The organism is Neisseria sp. 23W00296 (assembly GCF_044772855.1).
Classification (GTDB): domain Bacteria; phylum Pseudomonadota; class Gammaproteobacteria; order Burkholderiales; family Neisseriaceae; genus Neisseria.
Genome location: NZ_CP173024.1, coordinates 2,065,669 through 2,090,660, shown reverse-complemented (window position 1 = coordinate 2,090,660; position 24,992 = coordinate 2,065,669). Strand labels below are relative to the sequence as shown.

Annotated in this window: 29 protein-coding genes; 12 read left to right on the top strand and 17 right to left on the bottom strand. The window is 61.5% G+C overall.

Annotation, left to right across the window (positions count from 1 at the left end; genetic code table 11):
* Positions 1-56 precede the first annotated feature (56 nt).
* The 6 genes from bioB to ACG2K1_RS10395 all read right to left on the bottom strand — a co-directional run bounded on the left by bioB (position 57) and on the right by ACG2K1_RS10395 (position 4,468).
* Complete coding sequence (gene bioB, locus ACG2K1_RS10420; protein ID WP_036496096.1) at positions 57-1,106, bottom strand: biotin synthase BioB; 1,050 nt, start codon at positions 1,104-1,106, stop codon at positions 57-59.
* A 243-nt stretch (positions 1,107-1,349) separates the two neighbouring features.
* Positions 1,350-1,883 (bottom strand): alpha/beta hydrolase, encoded by a 534-nt coding sequence (locus ACG2K1_RS10415; protein ID WP_395429228.1) that lies wholly within the window; start codon positions 1,881-1,883, stop codon positions 1,350-1,352.
* 63 nt (positions 1,884-1,946) lie between these two features.
* Positions 1,947-2,264 (bottom strand): PepSY domain-containing protein, encoded by a 318-nt coding sequence (locus tag ACG2K1_RS10410; protein ID WP_395429227.1) that lies wholly within the window; start codon positions 2,262-2,264, stop codon positions 1,947-1,949.
* Positions 2,265-2,407: 143 nt separating this feature from the next.
* Entirely contained in the window at positions 2,408-3,067 is a 660-nt protein-coding gene (locus ACG2K1_RS10405; protein ID WP_395429226.1) for a hypothetical protein, read from the bottom strand.
* Positions 3,068-3,279: 212 nt separating this feature from the next.
* On the bottom strand, positions 3,280-3,702 hold the full coding sequence (locus ACG2K1_RS10400) for a hypothetical protein (protein ID WP_395429225.1): 423 nt from the start codon (positions 3,700-3,702) through the stop codon (positions 3,280-3,282).
* The gene (locus tag ACG2K1_RS10395) at positions 3,692-4,468 is read right to left on the bottom strand and encodes an exodeoxyribonuclease III (protein WP_395429224.1); all 777 of its coding nucleotides are present in this window, start codon (positions 4,466-4,468) and stop codon (positions 3,692-3,694) included. Before ACG2K1_RS10395 ends, ACG2K1_RS10400 begins: the two co-directional genes overlap by 11 nt.
* 169 nt (positions 4,469-4,637) lie before the next feature.
* Between ACG2K1_RS10395 and pyrE the strand changes: the two genes are divergently transcribed.
* Genes pyrE through argA form a run of 3 tightly spaced genes read left to right on the top strand, consistent with a single transcriptional unit; the run spans position 4,638 to position 7,141 of the window.
* Positions 4,638-5,285 (top strand): orotate phosphoribosyltransferase, encoded by a 648-nt coding sequence (gene pyrE, locus ACG2K1_RS10390; RefSeq protein ID WP_395429223.1) that lies wholly within the window; start codon positions 4,638-4,640, stop codon positions 5,283-5,285.
* Positions 5,286-5,323: 38 nt separating this feature from the next.
* Positions 5,324-5,794 (top strand): MJ0042-type zinc finger domain-containing protein, encoded by a 471-nt coding sequence (locus ACG2K1_RS10385; RefSeq protein ID WP_009751815.1) that lies wholly within the window; start codon positions 5,324-5,326, stop codon positions 5,792-5,794.
* Positions 5,795-5,797: 3 nt separating this feature from the next.
* Complete coding sequence (argA, locus tag ACG2K1_RS10380; protein ID WP_395429222.1) at positions 5,798-7,141, top strand: amino-acid N-acetyltransferase; 1,344 nt, start codon at positions 5,798-5,800, stop codon at positions 7,139-7,141.
* A gap of 94 nt (positions 7,142-7,235) precedes the next feature.
* Here argA and mutM read toward each other — a convergent pair whose 3' ends face one another.
* The 11 genes from mutM to ACG2K1_RS10325 all read right to left on the bottom strand — a co-directional run bounded on the left by mutM (position 7,236) and on the right by ACG2K1_RS10325 (position 14,973).
* Positions 7,236-8,057 (bottom strand): bifunctional DNA-formamidopyrimidine glycosylase/DNA-(apurinic or apyrimidinic site) lyase, encoded by an 822-nt coding sequence (mutM, locus tag ACG2K1_RS10375; RefSeq protein WP_395429221.1) that lies wholly within the window; start codon positions 8,055-8,057, stop codon positions 7,236-7,238.
* 63 nt (positions 8,058-8,120) lie between these two features.
* Entirely contained in the window at positions 8,121-8,909 is a 789-nt protein-coding gene (gene panB / locus ACG2K1_RS10370; protein WP_009751818.1) for a 3-methyl-2-oxobutanoate hydroxymethyltransferase, read from the bottom strand.
* A gap of 64 nt (positions 8,910-8,973) precedes the next feature.
* Positions 8,974-9,621: a deoxynucleoside kinase gene (locus ACG2K1_RS10365; protein WP_009751819.1), complete on the bottom strand. Its 648-nt coding sequence runs from the start codon at positions 9,619-9,621 to the stop codon at positions 8,974-8,976.
* Between the two features lie 145 nt (positions 9,622-9,766).
* A complete protein-coding gene (gene folK, locus ACG2K1_RS10360) occupies positions 9,767-10,258 on the bottom strand; it encodes a 2-amino-4-hydroxy-6-hydroxymethyldihydropteridine diphosphokinase (protein WP_395429263.1) in 492 nt (163 codons plus the stop codon).
* 94 nt (positions 10,259-10,352) lie between these two features.
* Positions 10,353-11,141 carry a PdaC/SigV domain-containing protein gene (locus tag ACG2K1_RS10355; RefSeq protein ID WP_395429219.1) on the bottom strand — a complete coding sequence of 263 codons (789 nt, stop codon included), beginning with the start codon at positions 11,139-11,141 and terminating at the stop codon, positions 10,353-10,355.
* Positions 11,142-11,190: 49 nt separating this feature from the next.
* Entirely contained in the window at positions 11,191-11,568 is a 378-nt protein-coding gene (acpS, locus tag ACG2K1_RS10350) for a holo-ACP synthase (protein ID WP_395429218.1), read from the bottom strand.
* A gap of 280 nt (positions 11,569-11,848) precedes the next feature.
* Positions 11,849-12,679: an NAD-dependent epimerase/dehydratase family protein gene (locus ACG2K1_RS10345; protein ID WP_036496103.1), complete on the bottom strand. Its 831-nt coding sequence runs from the start codon at positions 12,677-12,679 to the stop codon at positions 11,849-11,851.
* Between the two features lie 340 nt (positions 12,680-13,019).
* Entirely contained in the window at positions 13,020-13,457 is a 438-nt protein-coding gene (locus tag ACG2K1_RS10340; protein WP_094031159.1) for a hypothetical protein, read from the bottom strand.
* A gap of 66 nt (positions 13,458-13,523) precedes the next feature.
* Entirely contained in the window at positions 13,524-13,994 is a 471-nt protein-coding gene (locus ACG2K1_RS10335; RefSeq protein ID WP_009751825.1) for a DUF2269 domain-containing protein, read from the bottom strand.
* Between the two features lie 39 nt (positions 13,995-14,033).
* Entirely contained in the window at positions 14,034-14,420 is a 387-nt protein-coding gene (locus tag ACG2K1_RS10330) for a DoxX-like family protein (RefSeq protein ID WP_395429217.1), read from the bottom strand.
* Positions 14,421-14,502: 82 nt separating this feature from the next.
* On the bottom strand, positions 14,503-14,973 hold the full coding sequence (locus tag ACG2K1_RS10325) for a hypothetical protein (RefSeq protein WP_395429216.1): 471 nt from the start codon (positions 14,971-14,973) through the stop codon (positions 14,503-14,505).
* A gap of 315 nt (positions 14,974-15,288) precedes the next feature.
* Between ACG2K1_RS10325 and ACG2K1_RS10320 the strand changes: the two genes are divergently transcribed.
* The 9 genes from ACG2K1_RS10320 to ACG2K1_RS10280 all read left to right on the top strand — a co-directional run bounded on the left by ACG2K1_RS10320 (position 15,289) and on the right by ACG2K1_RS10280 (position 24,909).
* Positions 15,289-16,251: a siderophore ABC transporter substrate-binding protein gene (locus tag ACG2K1_RS10320; RefSeq protein ID WP_094031158.1), complete on the top strand. Its 963-nt coding sequence runs from the start codon at positions 15,289-15,291 to the stop codon at positions 16,249-16,251.
* A gap of 240 nt (positions 16,252-16,491) precedes the next feature.
* On the top strand, positions 16,492-17,460 hold the full coding sequence (locus ACG2K1_RS10315) for an ABC transporter permease (RefSeq protein WP_009425143.1): 969 nt from the start codon (positions 16,492-16,494) through the stop codon (positions 17,458-17,460).
* Positions 17,450-18,412, top strand: a complete 963-nt coding sequence (locus ACG2K1_RS10310; RefSeq protein WP_395429215.1) for an iron chelate uptake ABC transporter family permease subunit — start codon at positions 17,450-17,452, stop codon at positions 18,410-18,412. The genes ACG2K1_RS10315 and ACG2K1_RS10310 overlap by 11 nt, the downstream gene beginning before the upstream one ends.
* Before the next feature lie 107 nt (positions 18,413-18,519).
* Entirely contained in the window at positions 18,520-19,278 is a 759-nt protein-coding gene (locus ACG2K1_RS10305; RefSeq protein WP_094031157.1) for an ABC transporter ATP-binding protein, read from the top strand.
* 449 nt (positions 19,279-19,727) lie between these two features.
* Entirely contained in the window at positions 19,728-20,516 is a 789-nt protein-coding gene (locus ACG2K1_RS10300; RefSeq protein ID WP_009425345.1) for a 1-acylglycerol-3-phosphate O-acyltransferase, read from the top strand.
* Between the two features lie 164 nt (positions 20,517-20,680).
* Positions 20,681-21,436 carry a glutathione peroxidase gene (locus ACG2K1_RS10295; protein ID WP_395429213.1) on the top strand — a complete coding sequence of 252 codons (756 nt, stop codon included), beginning with the start codon at positions 20,681-20,683 and terminating at the stop codon, positions 21,434-21,436.
* Positions 21,437-21,600: 164 nt separating this feature from the next.
* On the top strand, positions 21,601-23,058 hold the full coding sequence (locus tag ACG2K1_RS10290) for a dihydrolipoyl dehydrogenase (RefSeq protein ID WP_009425347.1): 1,458 nt from the start codon (positions 21,601-21,603) through the stop codon (positions 23,056-23,058).
* A gap of 221 nt (positions 23,059-23,279) precedes the next feature.
* The gene (locus tag ACG2K1_RS10285; protein WP_402837154.1) at positions 23,280-24,152 is read left to right on the top strand and encodes a DDE-type integrase/transposase/recombinase; all 873 of its coding nucleotides are present in this window, start codon (positions 23,280-23,282) and stop codon (positions 24,150-24,152) included.
* Complete coding sequence (locus tag ACG2K1_RS10280; protein ID WP_395429492.1) at positions 24,103-24,909, top strand: integrase core domain-containing protein; 807 nt, start codon at positions 24,103-24,105, stop codon at positions 24,907-24,909. The genes ACG2K1_RS10285 and ACG2K1_RS10280 overlap by 50 nt, the downstream gene beginning before the upstream one ends.
* Positions 24,910-24,992: the final 83 nt, after the last annotated feature.

Sequence of the window (24,992 nt, the reverse complement as noted above, 5' to 3'; positions counted from 1 at the left end):
GTGTTCCGTAAAACCAAAAACCGCGTGCGTTGCTGTGCAACACACCCTACCGCAGGCTAATAATCGACACGGATTTTCGGCGTTTCCCGCGCATCGTTATGGGTGGCGGGATCGAAGCCCAGCGGATACAGGTTGAGTTTTTCCATCAGCAGGCGGTCGCCGTCTTCATCGGGATTTTCGGTGGTTAAAAGTTTGTCGCCGTAGAAAATCGAATTGGCGCCCGCCAGAAAACACATGGCCTGCATGGCTTCGGGCATATTGCTGCGTCCGGCCGACAGGCGCACGTAGCTTTGCGGCATGGTGATGCGGGCAACAGCGATGGTGCGCACGAATTCCGTCCAATCCAAATCTTCGGCGTCGAAAAGCGGCGTGCCTTCGACTTTGACGAGTTGGTTAATCGGCACACTTTCGGGCTGCGGGTCGAGGTTGGCGAGGCTGGCGATGAGGCCGGCGCGTTCGGCACGGGTTTCGTTCATGCCGACGATGCCGCCGCAGCAGACTTTCAAACCGGCATTGCGTACTTTGCCCAGCGTGTCCATGCGGTCTTCATGTTTGCGGGTGTGGATGATGTCGTTGTAGCGGTCGGGGTCGGTGTCGAGATTGTGGTTGTAGTAGTCCAGCCCCGCGTTTTTGAAATCTTCGGCCATACCCTCTTCAAGCATGCCGAATGTGCCGCAGGTTTCCATGCCCAGGGCTTTGACGGCGCGGATGATTTCGGACACGGCGGCCACGTCTTTGGGCTTGGGTCCGCGCCAGGCCGCGCCCATGCAGAAACGGCTGGCGCCGCGCGATTTGGCGATGCGGGCTTTGGCGACGATTTCGTCCACGTCCATCATCTGCTCTTTGCCGAGGTTGGTGTTGTGGTGTGCCGACTGCGGGCAGTAGGCGCAGTCTTCGGGGCAGCCGCCGGTTTTGATGGACATTAAGGTGGAAAGCTGGATTTCGCGCGGGTTGAAATGCTGGCGGTGGATTTCGGCGGCTTGGAAGACGAGTTCGAGAAAGGGTTGGGAAAACAGGGCTTCGACATCGCATTTTTTCCAATAACGCGCAGTCGGATGCGGCTTGGGCTCGCTTTTGCGGCGCAAGGCTACGGGGGAGAGGGTCATATTGTGTTCTTTCGTATGTCGGCAGCGGCGTAATGACGCTGACCCGCCTGCCGCAGTCGCAATGACGTCGGCGGCTTGTTGCGGATAAAAAAAGGCCGTCTGAAAAGGGCTTTCGGACGGGGCGCAGTTTAGCGGTTTCGCAGACGGCGGGCAACGGACAGAGGCCGTCTGAAAACAGGGTTTCGGAAACGTTATTCCCGCGCAGGCGGGAACGGCCTCTTTCGGCTTGTTTGACTATAAGGCTCAGGAAAGCAGCATTTCCTGCATCAGCTTCATGCCCCACTGCCAGCCCTGCATGGGGGTGTTCAGACGGCCTGTCTGCGGCGCGGTGAGGAGGGTGGCGCGCCAGAGGGCTGCCTGTTGCGCCGCCCATTCGGGCGGGCATTCGGGATCGTCGCGGCCGATAACGAGGGCGGCGCGGCAGGGGCAGCGGGCGCGTTGCAGGCTGTGTTCGGCGTCGTCGGGGAAGGCGCTTTGCAGCGGCGCGGCGAGGATGATGTTGCGCAGGCGGCGGTGGGCGGCGAGGTCGGCGCGGTAGAGCCAGGCGAGAAAGGCGGAAACGCCCGCGCCGTGGGCGACAACGGCGGCGTTGCGGCCGCGTATGCCTTCCCAGGCCGTCTGAACGAGGCGCTGCCATTGTTGCGGGCTTTGGCTGCGGCCTGCGGCGGCGGTGCGCACGGTGGGGTAGCCGAGTGCCCAGCGGTCTATCCACATTTCGCTTTCGGCTTCGTCGCGTATCAGCAGCAGGGTGAGGTCTTCGAGGTCGTGGCTGTGCATGGCGGGAAAAGGGAGGCCGTCGGAATGGGTTTCAGACGGCCTTTTTCTGTGTTCGGTTCGGAATCAGCGGTCGATTTTTTTCGACAGGATTTTCAGGGCGGGATAGCTCATTTTGATGTCGTAGTCGCGGCCGTCTTTGGTGGCTTCGATGTCGAGGGCGGGTTTGCCGCGGTAGACGTCGGGTTCGATGTCGTGGACTTGGTAGCCTTGGCGTTCGAGGATTTTTTCGGCTTTATCAAGGTTGGCGTCGAAGTTGGGGTCGTCGTAGATTTGCGCTTCGATACGGTCTTCGCGATCCATGCCGCGGTAGTCGTGGCGGTCGCGGGCGGTGGCGGTGGCGGCCATCAGGGTAACGGCGGCGGCGAGGATGAGTTTTTTCATGTTGTTTCCTTTGTGGTGAATGTAAAGCGGCGCGATTTAAGCACGGTTTGGCGGTGCGGTTTGTTAAGAAAGGGTAAACAGCAAAGGCCGTCTGAAAACCGGTTTTGCCTTTTCAGACGGACTTTGCCGTTGGCGGCGGGTGGTTAGCGGCACAGTTTGAGGTTGTGGGCGGCGGCTTTGGCTTCGCGTTGGTAGTCTTGTTCGTAGATGTAGCCGGGATCGAACTCGGGGTCGAGCCAGGTTTTTATGGTAGCGAGGGCGCGGCGGCAGGCGGCTTTGTCGCCGGCGTTTTTGTGGCTGACGGCCAGGTCGTTGGCTGCGTGCATGCGATCGGTGAAGCTGATGAATTTGCCGCAGCTTGCGATGTATTGCTGCTTGATTTGGGCGGCCTGGCGGTATTGTTTGGCGCGGTAGGCCGTCTGAAAACGTTTTTCCGCGGCCTTTTCGCCCTGTTCGGTGCAGGCGGCGGGGAGGACGGCGTAGGCGCTGTCGAAGCGGGCGTTCATGCCGCAATATTCGCTGCACTCTTCCCGTGCGGATTCGGGCACTTCGAGTTCGACCAGGTTTTTGCCGGAGAAATGGAAACGGACGACGCAGCCTTTGCCGTCGCGGTATTGGTTGTTTTTGATGATGCCGTCGAGGTCGCAGATGTTGCCGCGCTGGCTGGCGGTGTTGAGGGAAAAGCGTTTGCCCTTGATGCTGATGCCGCCGGACTCGGTGGGGCTGTCGTAGAGGGCGTAGTCTTGGGCGGTTGCCGCGGCGGCCAGGGCGCAGATGAGGGCGGCGAAGAGGGGTTTTTTCATGGCGGACTCCTTATGGACAACGGGTTGGCGGAAGTTTCAGACGGTCTTTAGGGTCTGTTGACAATCAGCCTTGCAGCGGTGTTTTTGCGTAAAAAATACCCGCCTGCCGCGTCAAAAATGCTCGCAAGGTGTCCAACCTTGCTGTGCTTTTTTCCTTGCATTCGGGCATTTTTTACTCAAAAACCGTCTCGCAATCTGATTGTCAACAGCCCCTACAGCTTCACCCCCATCCACTGCGCCAGCGTGAAGTAAACCAGCATGGCGGCGGGCAGGGTGAGGATGGCGAATCCGGCCAGTGCGGACACCATCCAGCTCCATTTTTCAAAGCCGCGCCAGTTGAAGCAGCGGGGGGCGTTCAAGAGGCAGGGCAGGGCGAGCAGCAGCCAGGCGATTGCCCAGCCCCAGTGCGGGCGGAACACGGGTATCAGGCCGGCGAAGGTGGCGGCGGTAAACAGCGTCCACAAAGCCAGCGGCAGCAAAAAGGCGGCGGCCATCCAGAGAACGCCGCGTTTGAAGGCGGGCGTGAATTCGATCAGGCGGCGTTTGCTCTTTTCAGACGGCCTTTCAGACGGCCTCTGCGCGGTTTGGCTTTCAGACGGCCTTTTCGCCGCTTTTTTGCGCTTGTCAGAAGGCATAGTCGTACTCCGCAACCAAGGGCGCGTGGTCGGAAAATTTTTCGTCTTTGTAAACGTGTGCCGCTGCCGCTTTGGCGGCCAATTCGGGCGTCACCATCTGGTAATCGATGCGCCAGCCCACGTCTTTCGCATAAGCCTGCCCGCGGTTGCTCCACCAGGTGTAGCCTGGCGCGTCGGGATAAAGCGTGCGCCAGATGTCCGTCCAGCCCAACTTGTTGATAACCTTGCCTATCCACTCGCGCTCTTCGGGCAGGAAGCCCGAATTTTTCTGGTTGCCCTTCCAGTTTTTCAAATCGATGTTTTGATGCGCGATGTTCCAGTCGCCGCACACCACAATATCGCGCCCTTCGGCCTTCATGTCGGCGAGCATGGGATAAAACACGTCGAGAAAACGGAATTTCGCCTGCTGCCGCTCCTCCGCGCTGCTGCCGCTGGGCAGATACAGCGAGATTACCGACAGCCTGCCGAAATCGCAGCGCACAAACCGCCCTTCGCGGTCGAACTCTTCCACGCCGATGCCGATGGTTACATTGTCGGGCGCGCGTTTGCTGTACACCGCCACGCCGCTGTAACCGCGTTTTTCCGCGCAGTGCCAATGGCCGTGCATTCCGTGCGGATTTTTCATTTCCGGCGACAAATCCGCCTCCTGCGCTTTGAGTTCCTGCACGCAGACAATGTCCGCGCCCGAGGCGGCGATGTAGTCGAGAAAACCCTTTTTATAGGCCGAGCGGATGCCGTTTACATTGGCGGAGACGATTTTGAGCATGGTGTGAAAACGGGTTAAGAAAAACGGACGGCATTGTAACCGATTTTTCAGACGGCCTCTGTCGGCGGCGGGAGTGCAAAGGCCGTCTTTGCCTGTGTGTGCGGCCTGCCCATTTGTCCGTCATTCATTTATAATCCGCGCTTTGAATTTGCCAACAGAAAGCGCGGCTATGTCCGATTTCCGTCAAGATTTTTTAAAATTCGCCCTCAACCGCAATGTGCTGAAATTCGGCGAATTCACCACCAAAGCCGGGCGGCAGTCGCCCTATTTTTTCAACGCCGGATTGTTTGACGACGGCGCGTCCACGCTCGAATTGGCGCGCTTTTACGCCCGCTCGATTATCGAGAGCGGCGTGAAGTTCGACATGCTGTTCGGGCCGGCCTACAAGGGCATCATTCTCGCCGCCGCCACCGCCATGATGCTGGCGGAAAAAGGCGTCAACGTGCCCTTTGCCTACAACCGCAAGGAAGCCAAAGACCACGGCGAAGGCGGCGTTCTGGTCGGTGCGCCGCTCAAAGGCCGCGTTTTGATTATCGACGACGTGATTTCGGCGGGCACTTCGGTGCGCGAATCGGTGAAACTGATTGAAGCCGAAGGCGCAACGCCCGCAGGCGTCGCCATCGCGCTCGACCGCATGGAAAAAGGCACGGGCGAACTCTCGGCGGTGCAGGAAGTGGAAAAACAATACGGCCTGCCCGTTGTCCCGATTGCCGATTTGGACGACTTGTTCGCCCTGCTGCAAAACAGCGCCGAGTTCGGCGGCTTTTTAGAACCCGTGAAAGCCTACCGCGCACGCTACGGCGCCCCGCGCGGCTGAGCGCACGCCGCGCCGCGCAACACAAGGGAAACACCATCATGCCCATCTGCTCCTGCCCCCACTGCCAAACCTATCTGAAAGTCAAAGAAAGCCAGCTCAACGTTGCCCAGGGCTTTGTCAAATGCACCGACTGCCAGGGCTTGTTCAAAGCCAAAGACTTCGTTGCCAGACAGCAGGTTTCCTCCATCGACTGGCTGCCCGACGGCGTCAGCGACATCGATCTCGTGCGGCGGCTGGGCACTTATGTGCGCGGGCGAAATTCCTTCGACAAGTGCCAGATCGACTATCTGCTCGAACACCCCGCCGAAGCGGGGCAGCCTGCCGCCGTGCCCAACGATCAGGAACATCGCGCCGCGCAGCCCGTGCCCATGCCCGAGCCGCCGCCGCGCAGCGAATCCCCCGCGCCCGCCAAAAGCGGCAGCACCAACTGGACGCTTGCCGCCCTGGTCGCCCTCACCGTCCTTATTTTGCAGCTGTTCTTCATCCTGCTCAGCCGTCAGGCCGTCTGAACCATGCAGCCCGCCGACACGCCCGCCTTTATCCGCCACTTCCGCGAAGCCGCGCCCTATATCGACTATCTGCGCGGCAAAACGCTGGTGGCCGGCATTGCCGGCAGCCTGCTTACGCCCGAACGTTTCCGCCCGATTGCCGCCGATCTCGCCCTGATGGCGGGGTTGGGCATCCGTCTGGTGCTGGTGTACGGCAGCCGCAGCCAAATCAGCGCCGCCTGCGCCGCGCAGGGTATCGAGCCGCGCTACCATCTGGGTCGCCGCGTCACCGACGACACCGTAATCGAAATTGCCAAACAGGTTTGCGGCCGTCTGAATTACGAAATCGAAGCCGCGCTGTCCGTCGGCCTGTCGCACTCGCCGCAGCGCGGCCGCCGCCTGCGCGTTGTGTCGGGAAACTTTGTTTCCGCCCGCCCCATCGGCATCATCGACGGCATCGACATGGGCTACACCGGCCGCGTGCGCAAAACCGACGCCGAAGCCGTGCAGTCCTGCCTCGACAGCGGCGCCGTCGTCCTCATCAGCCCGCTGGCCGCCTCGCTGGGCGGCAAAACCTTCAACCTCGCCATGACCGACATCGCCGAGTCCGCCGCCGCCGCCTTGCAGGCGGAAAAACTCGTTTTCCTGATCGAGCAGGAAGGCATACTCGACGAAAAAGGCCGCCGCCTGAGCAATCTTTCATCCGAAGAAGCCGAAGGCCGTCTGAAAAACGGCAGCATCCTGCCGCAGCAGCGCGGCCTGTTGCGCACCGCCCTCAACGCCGTGGACAAAGGCGTGCAGCGCTGCCAAATCCTCTCCGGCCTCGCCGACGGCGATTTGATCGGCGAACTCTTCACCCGCAGCGGCACGGGCACCACCGTTGCCCAAGCCCCCTTTATGCGCATCCGCCCCGCCGAGGGCAGCGACATCCCCGACCTCATCGCCCTTATCCGCCCGCTCGAAGCGCAGGGCATACTCGTGCGCCGCAGCCGCGAATATCTGGAAACCCATATCGGCGGTTTTTCCGTGCTCGAACACGACCGCCAAATCTACGGCTGCGTCGCCCTGAAAACCTTTGCCGACGCGCCCGAGAGCGGCGAACTGGCCTGCCTTGCCGTCTCGCCCGAGGCGCAGGACGGCGGCTACGGCGAGCTGCTGCTGCAACACCTGATCGGCCGCGCCCGCAGCCTGCGCCTGAAAAAACTGTTTGCCCTCTCCACGCAAACGGGCGACTGGTTTGCCGAACGCGGCTTTCAGACGGCCTCTCCCGCCGACCTGCCCGCCGTACGGCAGGCCGAATACCGCAGCAGCGGGCGGCAGTCGGCCGTTTTCGTGCTCGGCTTGGACGGGGCGGAACAGGCGGGATAAAGGCCGAACCGTCGGGCAGGCAAAAGGCCGTCTGAAAACACCGTTTCGTGTTTTCAGACGGCCTTTTTGCTGCGCCGCGCTTTCAGACGGTCTGTTATTGCTGGCAGACGGGGCAGTAGAACGTGCCGCGGCCGCCGAGGGTGGTTTTGACAATGGGTGCGCCGCATTCGGTGCAGGCTTGGCCGTCGCGGCCGTAGACGCGGTATTCCTGTTGGAAATAGCCGCTGTTGCCGCTGCTGTCGACGAAATCGCGCAGGGTGCTGCCGCCTTTGGCGATGGCGCGCTCGAGGGTGTCGCGGATGCTTTCTGTGAGGGCGGCGGCCTCTTCGCGCGTGAGGCTGTCGGCGGGGCGCAGCGGCGAGATGCGGGCGGCGGACAGGCTTTCGTTGGCGTAGATGTTGCCGACGCCGACGACGGCGCGGTTGTCCATCAGCACGGTTTTGACGGGGCTGCGGCGGTTTTGAAGGGCGGCGTGGAGATAGTCGGCGGTGAATGCTGCGCCCAGCGGCTCGGGGGCGAGGTGTTGCAGCAGGGGATGGGTTTCGGCCGCGCCCGCATACCATGTGACGATGCCGAAGCGGCGCGGGTCGTGGAAACGCAGCAGGGTGCCGTCTGAAAAGGCGATGTCGAGGTGGTCGTGTTTTCCCGCTTCGGGTGCTTGGCCGGGGGTGAAGACGCGCAGGCTGCCCGACATGCCCAGATGGATCAGCAGGATGCCGTGGGCGAAGCGGACGAGGAGGTATTTGGCGCGGCGGCCGCATTCGAGCACGGTCTGCCCGCTCAGGGTGTCGGCGAGATCGGGCGGCACGGGCAGGTGCAGTTTGCTTTGGCGCACGCTGACGGCAGCGACGGTTTTGCCGGTGATGTGCGGGGCGACGCCGCGCAGGGTGGTTTCGACTTCGGGCAGTTCGGGCATGGTTCGGGATTGGTTTGAGGCCGTCTGAAAGCGGGTTTTGCGTTTTCAGACGGCCTTTGGGGTTTACAGGAAGCTGTGTTCGGCGGCGGGGAAGGTTTTGTTTTTCACAGCGGCAACGTAGGCGGCGACGGCGGCTTGGATGCTGTCCTGCCCCGCCATAAAGTTTTTGACGAAGCGGGCGGTGCGGCCGGGGAAGACGCCGAGCATGTCGTGCATGACGAGCACTTGGCCGTCACAGTCGACGCCCGCGCCGATGCCGATGGTGGGCGCGGCAACGGCTTCGGTAACGGCTTTGCCCAGCGCGGCGGGCACGCATTCCATCAGGATCATGGCCGCGCCCGCCGCGTCGTGGGCTTTTGCGTCTGCCGTCAGCGCCGCGCCGCCGTCGGCCTTGCCCTGCACTTTGTAGCCGCCGAAGGCGTGGACGGACTGGGGGGTGAGGCCGATGTGGGCGCAGACGGGGATGCCGCGCAGTTGCAGAAATTCGGTGGTTTCGGCCATCCATGTGCCGCCTTCGAGTTTGACCATGTGCGCGCCGGCAGCCATCAGTTCGGCGGCGGCGGCGAAGGCCTGTTCTTTGCTCTGCTGGTAGGCGCCGAAGGGTAGGTCGGCGAGGATGAGGGCGTTTTTCGCGCCGCGTGCGACGGCGGCGGTGTGGTAGCACATGTCGGCGAGGGTGACGGGCAGGGTGGAGCTTTGTCCCTGCACGGTCATGCCCAGCGAGTCGCCGACGAGGAGGGTGTCGACGCCGGCGTCGTCCATCAGGGCGGCGAAGCTGGCTTCGTAGGCGGTGAGCATGGCGATTTTTTCGCCGTCGGCTTTCATTTTTTTCAGGGTGTTGACGGTAATCACGGTGTTCCTTTGTGGTGTGTATGTGTTTCAGACGGCCTGTTGTTTTGAGGCCGTCTGAAAAGGATCAGATGTCTTTGAGGTTGAGGTAGTGGCGGTTGCCCTGCATGTGGCTGATGGTGCGCAGCAGCAGCTCGAAGTGGTCGTCGTTGCCGGTGAAGTCCATTTCGTCGTTGTTGGCGATGAGCAGCGGGGCGTTGTCGTAGAGGTGGAAAAAGCGGCGGTATTCTTCGTGGATGCGGCCGAGGTAGCCTGCGGGGAAGAGGTTGAATGTGCCGCCGCCGCGCGAAATCAGGCGTTTGTCGGCGGCTTCGTCGGCGGTTTGCAGATAAATGACGAGGTCGGGAACGGGCATCTCGGGCATGATGCGGTGTTTGGCTTCCCAAAACAGGGTTTGTTCGTTGGCGTTTTCGTCGTCGTCGAGCACGACGGGCACGAAAATCTGGTCTTTTTCCAGCAGGAAATCGGCAACGACGCGGCCGCCTCTGGCTTCTTCGGCGTTGATGATGTCGATGGCCTTCACGCGGCGCAACAGGAAATGCAGCTCTGTGGCCAGGCCGTGGTTGGCGGCGTTTTCGTAGAAGAGTGAGAGAAAGGGGTTGGTTTCGGGGCTTTCGGTGAGGTAGAGCGCGTCGAAATAACCCGCCAGCCGCCGCGCGAGTTCGGACTTGCCGCTGCCTATCGAGCCTTCGACCACTATGTATCGGTAATCCATCGCCTGTTTCCTGTTTGTCGGCAAAGGGGCGGATTATACGGCTTCGGGCGCGGGCTTTCCAATAACGGGAGTAAGGCCGTCTGAAAGGTTTAAGGCCGTCTGAAAGGTTTTCAGACGGCCTGCGGGTCTGTGTTGGTTTATTGGTTTATAGGAGACGGATACCGTCGCTGCCAAGTGCGTCGGCCAGTTCGCCTGCCGTGCCGTGTTGCCCGATTGTGTAGGCGGGGTCGAGGTCGGCGAGGGGGCGCATGACGAAGGCGCGCAGGTGGGCGCGCGGGTGCGGCAGGGCGAGGGCGGGGTCGGAGGATGCGGTGTGCGCGTAGTCGATGATGTCCAAATCGAGGGTGCGCGGGGCGTTGGCAAAAGGGCGCTCGCGGCCGAAGTCATGCTCGATTTGTTGCAGCAGATCGAGCAGTTCGCGGGCGGCGAGGGTGGTTTCGATGATGGCGGCGGCGTTGGTGAAATCGGGCTGGTCGGTATAGCCGACGGGGGCGGTGCGGTAGAGGGGGGAGAGGCGCAGGGAGAGGATTTGCGGGTGCGCTTTCAGACGGCCTGCGGCTTGGGCGACGGTGTCGGCGGATGCGCCGAGGTTGCTGCCGAAGGCGATGGCGGCGGTGGTGCGGCGGGTGTCGGGCATGGGCGGCTTTCGGGCGTTATGGAAGGGGGTGATGAGGCCGTCTGAAAGGCTTTGGTTTTGTTGAAGCATCGCTTTCAGACGGCCTTTCGGGAAATCACCGTTTCACTTCGCGGTAGGCTTTGAGTTCGCGCAGGATTTCGGGTTTGACGATGCCTTGGAGTTTGTCGGCGGGTAGGATGAAGGATGGGGTGTCGATGTAGCTGCCGAAGCTGTATGTGCCGTAGGAATAGGAAAGGGCGTTTTTGTCGAAAGTCCAGTTTTCCAGGTGTTCGTCGGTGAGGTGGTGGGGGCTGTTTTTGTCGTCGAAATCCGCTTCGAGTTCCTGCCGGGTTTTGCCGCCTTCTTGCAGATAGTAGTCGAGCATGCCTTGGCGGTGCAGGGCGGCGAAGGCGGCTTTTTTGCCGGGCAGGAGGATGTCGGCGAGTTTGAGGGGGACGGGTTTGCCGCTGCGGGGGATAACGTAGCTGCCGCCGTCGCCCGCGCCGTGCGCGCCGCCGGAGTATTCGTAGTCGGTGGTGGAGAGGACGTAGTAGTGGGGGGTGTAGCCTTCGAGGGAGACTTCGGCGATGTATTGGTGGCGCGGGTAGCCTTCGTTATCACGGAATTCGTCGACGCGTTTTTTCAGTTCGCGCAGGGCGGCGGCTTTGCTGAGGGTTTTGAGGCCGTCTGTAACCGACATTTTGCGGATAAGGTTTTCGGCAAAGGCGTTTTGCGCTTGGTCGGCGAAGACGGGGCGGGAGACGGTGAACTCGCTGCATCTGCTGTCGGCCGCGGGTTTGGGGCAGTATTTGGCGGTGAATTCCGCGGTTTTGATTTTCGGCGGCTGCGCGGCGGCGGGCAGGGCGAGGGCGGCGGCGAGGAGGGCGGGGAGGATTTTGTTCACGGTGTTTTCCTTTTGCTTGGTTGTTCAGACAGCCTTTGTCGGGGATAAATTATTTTTCGGCAACGGCGTAGGCAGTAACGGTGCCGCTGTCGTCGGCGATGCTCAGGTGGACGCGCGCGACGCCGATTTCGTCGAGAAAGGCTTGCAGCGGCGGGGCGAAGACGGTTTCCGGTTTGCCCTGCGCGGTGTGGCCGACGCCGATATTGCGGAAGGACACGGCGCCGCGTATGCCCGTGCCGAGGGCTTTGGCAACGGCTTCTTTGGCGGCGAAGCGTTTGGCGAGGAAGGCGGCGGGGCGGGCGGCGGCCTCGAATTCGGGCAGCTCGGCCGGGTGCAGCACGCGCTCGGCGAAGGCGCGGCCGTGTTTTTTGTAGAGGGTTTCGATGCGTTTTTCCGCGACGATGTCGGTGCCGATGCCGTAGATCATGGGGTTTATCCTTGTTTTTTGACAAATATAGTGAAACAACGCGGAAAGATACAAGGCAGCAAGCCGCAGACAGTATGAGTAATACGGGGCAGGTTTGCTTGGCATTTTTAATGCCTTAGCAAAGCATTTTTAATGCCTTAGCAAACCGCCCTCTTCGAGCTAAGGCGCAGCAACGCCGTAGATTTTCGTGTTGTTTCACTATAGAAAAACGGTTGGGGCCGTCTGAAAGGTTTTTGCTGCGTTTACTTCTCTTTCAGACGGCCGCAGATTTTAATCGAAACTATGGCAAACGGGCGAATCCGTCCGCGCCGAGCGGTTCGCGTCCGAGCAGGGCGGCGAAGCCGGCGCAGTCGGCGCACGAGCCCTGTTGCAGCAGGCGGATGCTGTCGCGGCTGAGAAAACCGTTGCTCAGAATATTGGCCGGCGGCAGGGCGGGGCGCAGCAGGGCAAGGGGGACGGGCAGGACTTTGGCGGGCGGTTTGCCGTGCAGGGTTTGCCGCAGGATGGCGAGATAGGCCGCGAGGGTGGTTTTCAGACGGCCTGTCATGTTGACGACCGCGCCCGACGGGGCATCGAGCAGGCGGCAGAGGCCGTCTGAAACGTCTTCGGCGTGCACGGGCTGCAAAGCGAACGCGCCGCCTGCGGGCAGGGGCAGCACGGGCAGGCGCGCGAGTTTGACAAACAGTTCGCAGCTTGTGCCGCCGCGCCCGTACACGACGGAAGGGCGGGCGGTTGCGCTGTCCAATTCGGCGGCCACGGCCGCGTCGCCGCGCCCTTTGCTCGCAAGAAAAGCGACGGCATGGGCGGGGTCTGCGCCCAGCGCGGAGAGCTGCACCCAGCGGCGCACGCCCGCTTCTTTCGCCCAGGCGGCGAGCAGGGCGGGCGTGGTGTGGTGGACGGTTTCCAAAATGTCGGCATGGCGGCTCATGATGCCGACGCAGTTCATCACCGCACCGCAGCCTTCGAGCAGCGGCACGGCGGCGGCTTTGTCGGGGCGCAGCAGGTCGAGTTCGGCGTGCGGCGGCGTGCGGACGCTGTGACCCGCTTCGCGCAGGCGGCGGGCGGCGCGGCGGCCGATAAAGCCGCTGCCGCCGAGGAGCAGGATGTTCATGGGTTCTTTCTTTTGCAACGGTTGGAGGAGGGGCGTTTCCCGCGAACGTTCAAACCGCGTGCGTTGCTGCGCAACACACCCTGCTTGGGCGGCGGAGGCCGTCTGAAAGTGCGTTTGCGGCGGGACGTAGTGTTTTTTGTTTCCTAGGGCGCGTTGACAATCAGCCTTGCGGCGGTATTTTTGGTAAAAATCCACGCCTGCCGCGTCAAAAATGCTCGCAAGATGTTCAATCTTGCTGCGCTTTTTTCCTTGCAGGCGCGAATTTTTCCTCAAAAAACCGCTTCGCAAGCTGAATGTCAACGCGCCCTAGAGGCCGTCTGAAAGCCGAGTACTTTGTTTTTCAGACGGCCTTTTGCGGCGTTTCGGGTGGGTTTTTCTGTTCGGCGAGCTGTTGCAGGCGGTAAGCGGAGGGCGCGGCGGAGGGCAGCTGTTTGGCCCGGCTGTTGAAACGGATTTGCCGGCTCACCTGATAGGCGAGGGCGAGCAGCAGCGACACGCCGCCGAACACCGACCAGCGCAGGGCGTAGAGCAGGTTGTCGGCAAGGCCGCGTTCGAAGTTCGGGGCGAACAGCAACACGAACAGCAGGGGGACGAAGACGCTGAGACTTCCATAGATCCGCTGCCAGAAGAGGCCGCCGGTTTCTTTCACGCCTTCGCGTCCGTCGTCGCACAAAAAGGCGGTGACGCGGCGCAGGACGCTGCCGACGGCAAACCAGCAGACGGCGGAGACGGTGAGGGAGACGGCAACGGCGGTCAGGATAATGGTGAGGTTTTGCATGGCGGGTTTCCTTTCTTTAAATGAAGATAAATGAAGACGGGGACGGGTTTGCTGTTTCCAGACGGCCTAAGCCGGTTTGAACACCATCAGAAAATAGATAACGAGCGTGGCGCAGAAGGCGGGATAACCGAGCAGCTCCCAAGCCCGCGCATAGCGGAAATAGCGCGGCGGCATGGTTTCTGCCCCCGCAGCGGCGGCATCGCGGGCGATTTTCGCCATCTTGAGCTGCAGCCACACCACCGGCAGCCAGCACGCGCCGCAGAGCAGGTAGAGGCCGAGCGTCCAGGCGATCCAGCGCGTGTCGAAGGACAAATGCGCCTGCGACATCAGCCACCAGCCCGACAGCGGCTGGAAAACCACGGCGGGCGTGGTGAACCACCAGTCGGCCTTCACCACCCATTTGGCCACCACCGACTGTGCCGCCACCGAGCCGCTGCGGTTTGCCCAAAACAGGTAAAACGCCGTGCCGAAGCCCGTGCCCACCATCAGCGTGGCCGACAGGATATGCAGGGTTTTGACTATCAGATAAGTGTTCATGATTTACTCCTTTTATTTAAGAGTTGCGGCAGGCAGGTTTCAGACGGCCTTCTGCCGTGCGGCCTGTGCCAGAAACAGCATCAGCGCGGCTGTCGGCAGGTTTTTCACCAGCGGCGCGAAGGGGTGCAGCCACATGGCGGGCAGGGCAAAGGCGGTGATGAGGCTGTATGCCGTCACCGTCGCCGCCTGCACCGCCCAAAAAAGCGGCAGGCGGCGGGCGCGGGTGAAGCAGAGCAGGCCGAAGACGATGTCTAACAGCGAGGCCGCCAGCAAAACGGGATAGCGGAAGGCCGTCTGAAAACCCACTGCCGCAAGCAAATCCAGCGATTGCTGCGGCGCGGTCAGCACCGGTTGCAGGCCGCTCCACAGCCACAACAGGCCTAGCGAGGCGGGCAGATAAGCGGGGATGCGCGGGGTGGTGTTCATTATTTGTCTTTCTAAATTTCCGTCAAAACAGAAATAAAGGGTCAAAAAAATTTGCGGGACAGCGGCGGGCGTTTCAGACGGCCTACTCGTCATTCGGCTTCGGCAGCACCAGTCGCGCCAGCGTCGCCGCGCTCAGGCCGCCCGCGAGGGCGAAGGTATAGATTACGAAGCTGTCGGCTGAGGGAGTGTCTCCGCCAAAACCGAGATACGGCAGAACAAAGCCGAACAGCGCGGACACCGCCGCTCCCGCCGCCGCCGTCAGAAACGTGTTGGCCGCGCTGCGGTACGGCCGCCAAAGCGTCAGAATGCAGGACAGCACGGCGGCGGGCACGAAGCCGAGCACCGTGCCGAAAATCAGGAAAAACGGCAGAACCAGCACGCCGGCAAAGGTTTCTGAAAACGACATTTCGCCGGCAACAAGTGCGGCGAAGAAGGTTGCACCTCCCAACCAAAGCGCGCCCAAGGGTGCGCCGCACAACAGCGAAATCCAAAACACACCGGCGCGCGGATAGGGTTTGGCGGGGGATGGTGCGGGGCGGACGGATTCATTCATGGCGGGTTTCCTTGTTGCGGTGGCGGTGGCGGCGGATGCCTCGGGTCGGTTTCGCGGCATTGTATTGGTATTTTAAAATTTCTGTCAATACAGAAATTAAAATAAATCTGCCAGTGTGAAAACGGGTTGTCTGCCATCCGTCCATGCCTTTTGGAGACATGGGCGCGGGATGGCGTTTGCGAAAGGATGCGAATTGTCAGCGCGGGCGGTTTTATGTGAAAATCGCTCTTAATTTTATCGGCCGTCTGAAACGCGGTTTCAGACGGCCTGCCGCATTTGCGGCATTGTGTTTGTTTATCCATAAGGAGCGATTCGATGATATTCCGCCACACTTTACTTGCCCTGTGCTGCGCCGCCGCGCTGGCCGCCTGCGGCGGGCAGCAGGAAGGTGCCGCCGCGCAGGCGCCCGCATCCGCGCAGCAGGCCGCGCCCGCAGGCTCGGTTTCCGTGAAAACCATGCGCGGCGAGGCTGCCGTGCCGCAAAATCCCGAGCGCATCGCCGTGTACGATTTGGGCGCGCTCGACACACTGAGCACGCTGGGTGTGAAAGTCGGCGCCGCGCCCAATACGCTGAGCCTCGACTACTTGCAGCCTGCGGTAAAAGACGCGGTGAAGGCAGGAACGCTGTTCGATCCCGACTATGAAGCGCTGAATGCCTACAACCCGCAGCTCGTCATTATCGGCGGGCGCATGGCCAAGGCTTACGACGAGTTGGCCAAACTCGCGCCCACCATCGAAATGGGCATAGATTCCAACAATATGCGTCAAAGCGCCGACGAGCGCATCGACGCCTTCGGTGCGATTTTCAACAAAAAGGCCGAGGCCGACGCGCTGAAAGCACAAATCAACCAATCCTTTGAAGCGGCCAAAGCGGCGGCTGCGGGCAAAGGCAAGGGACTGGTGCTGATGGTGAACGGCGGCAAACTGTCTGCCTTCGGCGCACAATCGCGCCTGGGCGGCTGGATACACAAAGACATCGGCGTGCCGCCCGTGGACGAAGCGATTAAAGAAGGCTCGCATGGCCAGCCCGTTTCCTTCGAATATGTGAAAGAGAAAAACCCCGACTGGCTGTTTGTCCTCGACCGCACCGCCGCCATCGGCGAGGAGGGACAGGCGGCGAAAGATGTTTTGAACAACCCGCTGATTGCCGAAACAACGGCGTGGAAAAAAGGCCAAGTGGTGTATCTGCTGCCGGAAACCTACCTCGCCACCGGCGGCGCGCAGGAGCTGCTGAACTCGACCAAGCAGCTTAAAGACGCGTTTGACGCGGCGAAGTAAATCTGTGCTTTCAGACGGCCTCCTCTTGGCGGAGGCCGTCTGAAAAACGTTTTCCGGCAGGGAAAGCAGTAACGGACAAGACGCCCGAAGCGGCGGCGTTTTCTGTTTTCCCAACCGTTTGCGCGCGATGCAGACAATCATCAACTGCCGTTTTGTTTTCGGCTGCGCCGAAGCTGTGTTTTCAGACGGCCTCCCGTTGCGGCAGAGGCCGTCTGAAAGCCCTTTAACCCTTTTGATACGATGATAAAAAATCCCTTTTCCCTTTATGCGGCCGCTTTTGCCGCGCTGCTGCTGCTCTTCGGCCTCAGCCTGTCTATCGGCGTGGCCGATTTCCGCTGGTCGCAGCTTTTTTCGCCGTCCGACAGCATGATGCTGATGGTGGTGAGCCGCCTGCCGCGCACGCTGGCGGTGGTGCTCAGCGGCGCGTCGCTGGCGGTGGCGGGCATGATTATGCAGATTCTGATGCGCAACCGTTTCGTCGAGCCGTCGATGGTGGGCGCGAGCCAGAGCGCGGCCTTGGCGCTGGTGCTGCTGACGCTGGTTTATCCGGCGGCGGGCGTGATGCTGAAAATGTCGTCAGCCGCCGCTGCGGCAATGGCGGGCATGCTGCTGTTTATGGCGCTGATTTCGCGCCTGCCGCCGACGGCGCAGCTGATGGTGCCCTTGGTGGGGATTATTTTCGGCGGCGTAATCGAGTCGCTGACGCTGTTTGTCGCCTATGAAAACGAGATGATGCAGATGCTCGATGTGTGGCAGGCGGGCGATTTTTCGGGGATTTTGCAGGGGCGTTACGAACTCTTGTGGCTGGGCGGCATCGTCGCCGTGCTGGCCTATGTGATTGCCGACCAGCTCACCATCGCCGGGCTGGGCGAGGCGGTGAGCGTCAACCTCGGCCTGAACCGCACGGCGGTGTTGTGGGCGGGGCTGATTATCGTCGCGCTGATTACCTCGCTGGTGGTGGTGACGGTGGGCAACATCCCGTTTATCGGCCTGGTCGTGCCCAATATCGTCAGCCGCCTGATGGGCGACCGCCTGCGCCGCAGCCTGCCCGCCGTCGCCCTGATCGGCGCGGGCATGGTGCTGCTGTGCGACATCGTCAGCCGCACCGTGCGCTATCCCTTCGAGATTCCGGTGTCCACCGTTTTCGGCGTGCTCGGCACCGTGCTGTTTCTCTATCTTCTGATGAGGAAACCCGCCCATGCCGTCTGAAAATCCGTCCGCAAGCCGCCGTCCGCTGTGGGTTGCCCTGCTTCTGCTGATCGCCTCCTGCGCCCTGTTCCTCACGCTCAACGTGCACGGCAGCTGGGATTTCGTCTTGCAGCGGCGCGGCACGACGCTGGCCGGGCTGCTTCTGGCCGCCTACTCCGTCGGCGTGTCCACCCTGCTGTTCCAAACGCTCACCAACAACCCCATCCTCACGCCCGCCATCCTCGGCTTCGACTCCCTCTATCTGTTCCTGCAAACCCTGCTGGTGGTGCTGCTGGGCGGTGTCGGCTACGGTGCGCTGCCGGTAAACGGCAAATTCGCGCTGGAACTGGCGGCAATGATGGGCGGCTCGCTGCTCTTATTTAACGTTTTGCTGCGGCAGGGCGGCTGCGATCTGGCGCGGATGATACTGATCGGCGTGATTTTCGGCGTTTTCTTCCGCAGCCTCTCGGCGCTGCTCAAACGCCTGATCGACCCCGAAGAATTCGCCGCCGTGCAGAGCAACAGCTTCGCCAATTTCAACACCATCCATACCAACCTGCTCGCCGTCGGCTTTGTGATTGCGGCGGCCAGCGCCGTCTTCCTCTGGCGCGAACGCCACCGCCTCGACGTCCACCTGCTCGGCCGCGACCAGGCCGTCAACCTCGGCATAGACTACACGCGCAACACCTTATGGATACTGCTGTGGATCGCCACCCTCACCGCCACCGCCACCGCCGTCGTCGGCCCGGTGAGCTTTTTCGGCCTGCTCGTCGTCGCCCTGGCCGACCGCTTCAGCCCACATGTCCGCCACAGCCTGCGCCTGCCCATGGTCTTCCTCACCGCCGCCGTGTTGCTTGTCGGCGGCCAAACCGTATTCGAACACCTCCTCGGCATGAAAGCCGTGCTGAGCGTCGTTATCGAATTTGCCGGCGGCCTCGTCTTCCTCTGGCTGGTGCTGAAAAAGAAAAAATAGGCTTCCAAACGGCCTGCCACAGAAAGGCCGTCTGAAATCGAAGCTTCAACGAAGCGAAAACCCGTTCAGAAACGGCCTCCCCAACAACCCGACCCGAAAAAACCACCATGATACAAATCCGCAACGTCGGCCACAGCATAGGCGGCCGCCCCATCCTCCGCGACATCAGCCTCGACATCCCGCAAGGCGGCATCACCGCCCTCATCGGCCCCAACGGCGCGGGCAAATCCACCCTCCTGTCCTTCGCCGCCCGCCTGCAACCCCTCAAACAAGGCAGCATCAGCGTCGGCGGCCACGACGTCGCCGCCACCCCCACAGCCGAACTGGCCAAAATCCTCTCCATCCTCACCCAAGACAACAGCATCGTCAGCCGCATCAGCGTGCGCGACCTGCTCATGTTCGGCCGCTACCCCTACCACCAGGGCAGGCCGTCTGAAAACGATTACGCCATCGTCGAAAACGCCCTCGACGCCTTCCAACTGCGCGACTTCGCCGAACGCTACCTCACCGAACTCTCCGGCGGCCAGCGTCAGAGGGGCATGATCGCCATGGTCTTCTGCCAGCAGACCGACTACGTCCTGCTCGACGAACCGCTCAACAACCTCGACATGTACCACGCCCGCGCCCTCATGCGCCTGCTGCGCCGCCTCACCGACGAACACAAGCGCACCACCGTCGTCGTTTTGCACGACATCAACCAGGCCGCCGCCTACGCCGACTACGTCGTCGCCATGAAAAACGGCGCGGTTTTCATGGCCGACACCCCCGACAAAATCTTCACCCCCGACAACATCCGCGAACTGTTCGACATGGACGTCGACGTGCTCGACTACAAAGGCAAGAAACTCGTTATCCACCATATTTGAACCGCCGACTGTGCAGCCCGCGGCAAAAGGCCGTCTGAAAAACCTGCAAAGCAGGTTTTTCAGACGGCCACCCTTTTCAGACGGTTCCCCTTTTTGCTTTCAGGCCGTTTTTGCCCCTTGATTCCCTCCCCCGCCCGCGCGGGGGAGGGCTAGGGTGGGGGGGCACCGCTGCGGCAACTTTTGCGGAAACTGCGGCAGCAAAAGCATTTCTGCGAAACGCCACCCCCTCCCCAACCCTCCCCCGCGCGAGCGCAGGGGGTAAAGCGTCACACAGCGGCAGGTTTCGGCCTTTCAGACGGCCGTAAGCGGCACAGCAGCCTGAAAGGCCGTCCGAAACCCCACCGCCGTTTTCAGACGGCCTCCCGCGTCTGTGCAAAAAACCGCAAAAGCACTGGTACGGCAGGCCGTCTGAAATTACCATCGCGCCTTTTGTCTGACTGCCCGCCGCCATGCCGCTCCGCCCCACGCCCTTTGCCACCCGCATCTGCCGCCTGTTCAAAATGGCGGGCTGGCTGATTGCCACAGTACGCCGCATCCGCAGGCTCGACGGTGCGCCGCAAAGTGTGCGCAACGCCGAATTTGCCGCTATCTGCAACAACGCGCTCAACATCCTCAACGTGCGGCTCGACGTGCGCGACAGGCCGTCTGAAACGCCGCAGGGCGTGCTGGTGGCGGCCAACCACGTTTCCCTCCTCGACATCTTCGCCATCACCGCGCAATGCCCGAGCAGCTTCATCGCCATGAAGGAACTCGAACGCTGGCCGCTTGTCGGCCGCGCCGCCCGCAACGCCGACACCGTCTTCATCGACCGCAGCAGCCGCAAAGACATCAACGTTATCAACGAAGCCATCGTCCGCTCGCTGGAAAAAGGCCAAAACGTCTGCTTCTTCCCCGAAGCGCGCACATCGAGCGGCGACGGCATCCTGCCCTTCAAAGCCGCGCTGTTCCAGTCGGCCATCGACGCGGGCGTGAACGTGCAGCCTCTGGCGCTGCGCTATTACGACGGCCGCAACCGCCGCACCGACCGCCCTGCGTTCAGCGATGTTTCCCTGCCCGTCACCCTGTGGCGCATCGTGTCGATGCCCGAAATCCAAATCCGCGTCGACTTCCTGCCGCAAATCCCCCCCGAGGGCGACCGTTTCGCCCTGAAAGACCGCGTGGAGGCCGCCGTCGGCAGCATGGTGGACAAGATAGGCGTACAATCCGCCCCGCCGCTGCAAAACGGCGGCAATGAATAGCGGTTTGCAATCAAAAAAATTTGAACAATAAATTATACAAATCATGCCGCCGCCGTTAAAATGCGCGGCATCCCATATACCGTTTTGTGTTTTCACTCCGTTTTCATACAGAGGCTGCGCCGCAGCCCAAACTTTTTACAACCCGTTTGTTTCAGGAGACTTCCATGAGCATCAACATCAAAACCGAAGCCGAACTGGTCGGCAGCACCGTTCCTTCCGTCGTATTCCACACCCGTCAGGGCGACGCATGGGTAGACGTATCCACCGACGATCTGTTCAAAGGCAAAAAAGTCGTCGTCTTCTCCCTGCCCGGCGCGTTCACACCCACCTGCTCCTCCACCCACCTGCCGCGCTACAACGAGCTGGCCAAAGAATTCTTCGCCCGCGGCGTCGACAGCATCCTGTGCGTATCGGTTAACGACACCTTCGTCATGAACGCCTGGCTGGCCGACCAGGAAGCCGAAAACATCACCGTCGTACCCGACGGCAACGGCGACTTCACCCGCGGCATGGGCATGCTGGTGAGCAAAGAAGGCCTGGGCTTCGGCGACCGCTCCTGGCGCTACTCCATGCTGGTCGAAGATGGCAAAGTCACCAAAGCCTTCATCGAACCCGTAAAAGACGGCGACCCCTTCGAAGTGTCCGATGCCGACACCATGCTCAAATATATCGATCCGTCCTGGCAGGAGCAGCCCTCTGTTGCCATCTTCACCAAACCCGGCTGCCCCTTCTGCGCCAAAGCGAAAAAGGCTCTGCAAGACAAAGGCCTGGCCTACGAAGAAATCGTCCTCGGCCGCGACGCCACCACCACTTCCGTGCGCGCCATCACCGGCAAAACCTCCGCACCGCAAGTCTTCATCGGCGGCCAATACATCGGCGGCAGCAACGACTTGGAAGCCTGGCTGGCGAAAAACCGATAAAACCGTTTGAAACCGAGGGCTGCGCCATAACAGCCCTCCCGGATAACCGCCAAGGGTTATCCGGGTAACGCCGCCGCAGACAGGCCGCGTTACCCGGATAACTCTTTTTCACACCCACCCGCAGGCCGCGCCGCCACGGCACAGGCCGTCTGAAAGGAAACCACATGAAACAGCTCACCGCAGACGTCGTCGTCATCGGCGGCGGCACCGCCGGCATGGGCGCGTTCCGCAACGCCCTCATGCACACCGACAATGCCTACCTCATCGAAAGCCACACCTTCGGCACCACCTGCGCCCGCGTCGGCTGCATGCCCTCCAAACTCCTCATCGCCGCCGCAGACGCCCGCTACCACGCCCTGCACACCGACCCCTTCGGCGTCCATCTCGATAAAGACAGCGTGCGCGTCGACGGCCGCGAAGTCATGAACCGCGTCAAAACCGAACGCGACCGCTTCGTCGGCTTTGTGCTCGAAGACGTAGAAGCCTGGCCGTCTGAAAAACGCATCATCGGCCACGCCCGCTTCATCGACGAACACACCGTGCAAATCGACGACCATACACAAATCCGCGCCGATCGCATCGTCATCGCCACCGGCTCCCGCCCCCTCGTCCTGCCCCAATGGCGCGAAGCCGCGGGCGACCGTCTCATCGTCAACGACGACGTCTTCTCATGGGACACCCTGCCCGAAAGCGTCGCCGTCTTCGGCCCCGGCGTCATCGGCCTCGAACTCGGCCAAGCGCTCACCCGTCTGGGCGTGCGCGTCGAAATCTTCGGCCTCAGCGGCTCCCTCGGCGGCATCTCCGACCCCGAAGTCCTCGCCGAAGCCAAAAACATCTTCGGTGGCGAACTCGTCCTCCACCTCGATGCCGACACCGAAGTCGGCCGCAACGAAGCGGGCGACGTCGTCGTCAACTGGCGCGACCGCACAAACGGCGGGAGCGGCGTCTTCACCGCCCAATACCTGCTCGCCGCCGCCGGCCGCGTCCCCAACACCGACAACATCGGCCTCGAAAACCTCGCCATCGAACGCGACGCGCGCGGCGTGCCCCAAGCCCACCCGCTCACCATGCAGACCAGCATCCCGCACATCTTCATCGCCGGCGACGCCTCCAACCAGCTCCCCCTGCTGCACGAAGCCAGCGACCAGGGCAAAATCGCCGGCGACAACGCCGGCCGCTACCCGCACATCGAAAACGGCCTGCGCCGCAGCCTTATCGGCGTCGTGTTTACCGACCCGCAGATTGCCACCGTCGGCATGAAATACGCCCAAATGCGCGAACGCTACAAAAACCCCGAATGCGTCGCCGTCGGCGAAGTCTCCTTCCGCAACCAAGGCCGCAGCCGCGTCATGCTCGTCAACCGCGGCCGCCTGCGCGTCTATGCCGAACAAGGCAGCGGCCGCTTCATCGGCGCCGAAATGGTCGGCCCCGACGCCGAACACCTCGCCCACCTCCTCGCCTGGGCGCACCAAATGCGCATGACCATACCGCAAATGCTCGACATGCCCTTCTACCACCCCGTGATAGAAGAAGGCCTGCGCACCGCCCTGCGCGACGTCATGGCCAAACTCAAAATCGGCGGCGACCACCACACCGAATGTCAGGAATGCGCCGGAGACTGAACGCCCGCACAGCGTCCGCAGCCGACACGGAAAGGCCGTCTGAAAACCGCGAACGCGGTTTTCAGACGGCCTTTTTCAGACGGCCACATTCAGACGGCCTCTCGGCTGCATCGGCATTTTACTCCCTCCCCTGCGCCACAGTGTACAGACCGGACACAAAGGTAACACCCGTACGAAGACATAGGTAACACTTCCCCGTCCCAACAGACGGAATCCCTACCATGCCTTGGAGAGAAACCACCGTGTCCCGAGAACGACAGGAATTTTTAACCCTAGCCCGACAACCCGACCGCAACATCAGCCGTCTGTGCCGACAATTCGGCATCAGCCGCAAAACCGCCTACAAATGGCTCAAACGCGACAGCACCCAAGAACAATCCCGCCGTCCGCACAACAGCCCGAAGCAGACAGGCAGCCGAACCGAACAGCAGGTACTCGCCGTACGCGACGAACATCCCGCATGGGGCGGCCGCAAAATCGCCCGCATACTGCAGCGCGAACACGGCATACGCATCGCCCCCGGCACCATCACCTCCATACTGCACCGCAACGGACGCATCATTCACGAAAACACCCATGCGGCACACAACCGGCAGCGTTTCGAACATCCCTATCCCAACGCATTGCGGCAGATGGATTTCAAAGGCCATTTCGCCACCGGCGGCGGCCGCTGCCACCCGCTGACCGTTATCGACGACCGATCGCGCTACAACATCATCCTGCGTGCCCCGGCAAACGAGCGCAGGGAAGGCGTACAGGCAGCATTGACCGAAGCATTCAGACAATACGGACTGCCCGACAGAATCAACACCGACAACGGCACACCCCGGGGCGACAGCGCGCAAGGCGGACTGACCCGCCTGGCCGCCTGGCTTATCCGACTGGGCATCCGCCCCGGCCGCAGCCGTCCGCTGCACCCGCAGACCAACGGCAAAGACGAACGTTTCCACCGCAGCCTGAAAGCCGAAGTGCTCAAAGGCAGAACCTTCGGCGGGGCTGTTGGCAATCAGCTTGCGAAGCGGTTTTTTGAGGAAAAATCCGCGAATGCAAGGAAAAAAGCACAGCAAGGTTGGACACCTTGCGAGCATTTTTGACGCGGCAAGCGCGGATTTTTACCAAAAACACCGCCGCAAGGCCGGTTGCCAACAGCCCCCGGAGCAGGCACAGCAGGCGTTTGACAGCTGGCGGCACTGCTACAACCACGAAAGGCCGCATGAAGCACTGGGACCGGACACTCCTCCGCAACACTACCGCAGCAGCCCGAGGGAATTTCCCGAACACTTGGCACCGGTCGAATACCTGCCGGGAGACTTGGTGCGCAAAACGGACACCAACGGCCAAATCAGCCTGCCGGGTCGGCAGATACGCATCGGCAAAGGGCTGGTCGGACAAGCCGTAGCCTGCCGTCCGGTACAAAGCGAAGACGGTGTGTACGAAGTCTGTTTCTGCTTCTACCGCCTCGGCCGGATTGACCTGAACGACTTCTGCCAAACTGCCCGAAAAACTGTTACCCATGTCCCCGCACAGGTGTTACCTATGTGTCCGGTCTGTACACTGGGGCGCAGGGGAGGGTTGGGGAGGAGGTGGCAGTTCGCAGAACTGCTTTTGTGCCGTTTCCGCAAAAGTTGCCGAAGCATCGCAAGCCCCCACCCTAGCCCTCCCCCGCAAGCGGGAGAGGGGACTCTGTTGCTCCGACAGGTTTCAGACGGCCTCCGCTGGCGGTACGGCGGTAGGGTGTGCCGCCCGGCGGTGTGTGCGTTTAATGTGGAATTGTTGCAAAACCCCAAATACAGCGTGAACGGTAATAAATTCCGTCATTCCCGCGCAGGCGGGAGTCTTTTCAGGGTTTAAGCAATATAGGGTTTTGTCAGAAATGTTTTGACATTAAGCAAGATTCCCGCCTGTGCGGGAATGATGCCGTTTGGCAGGGAGTT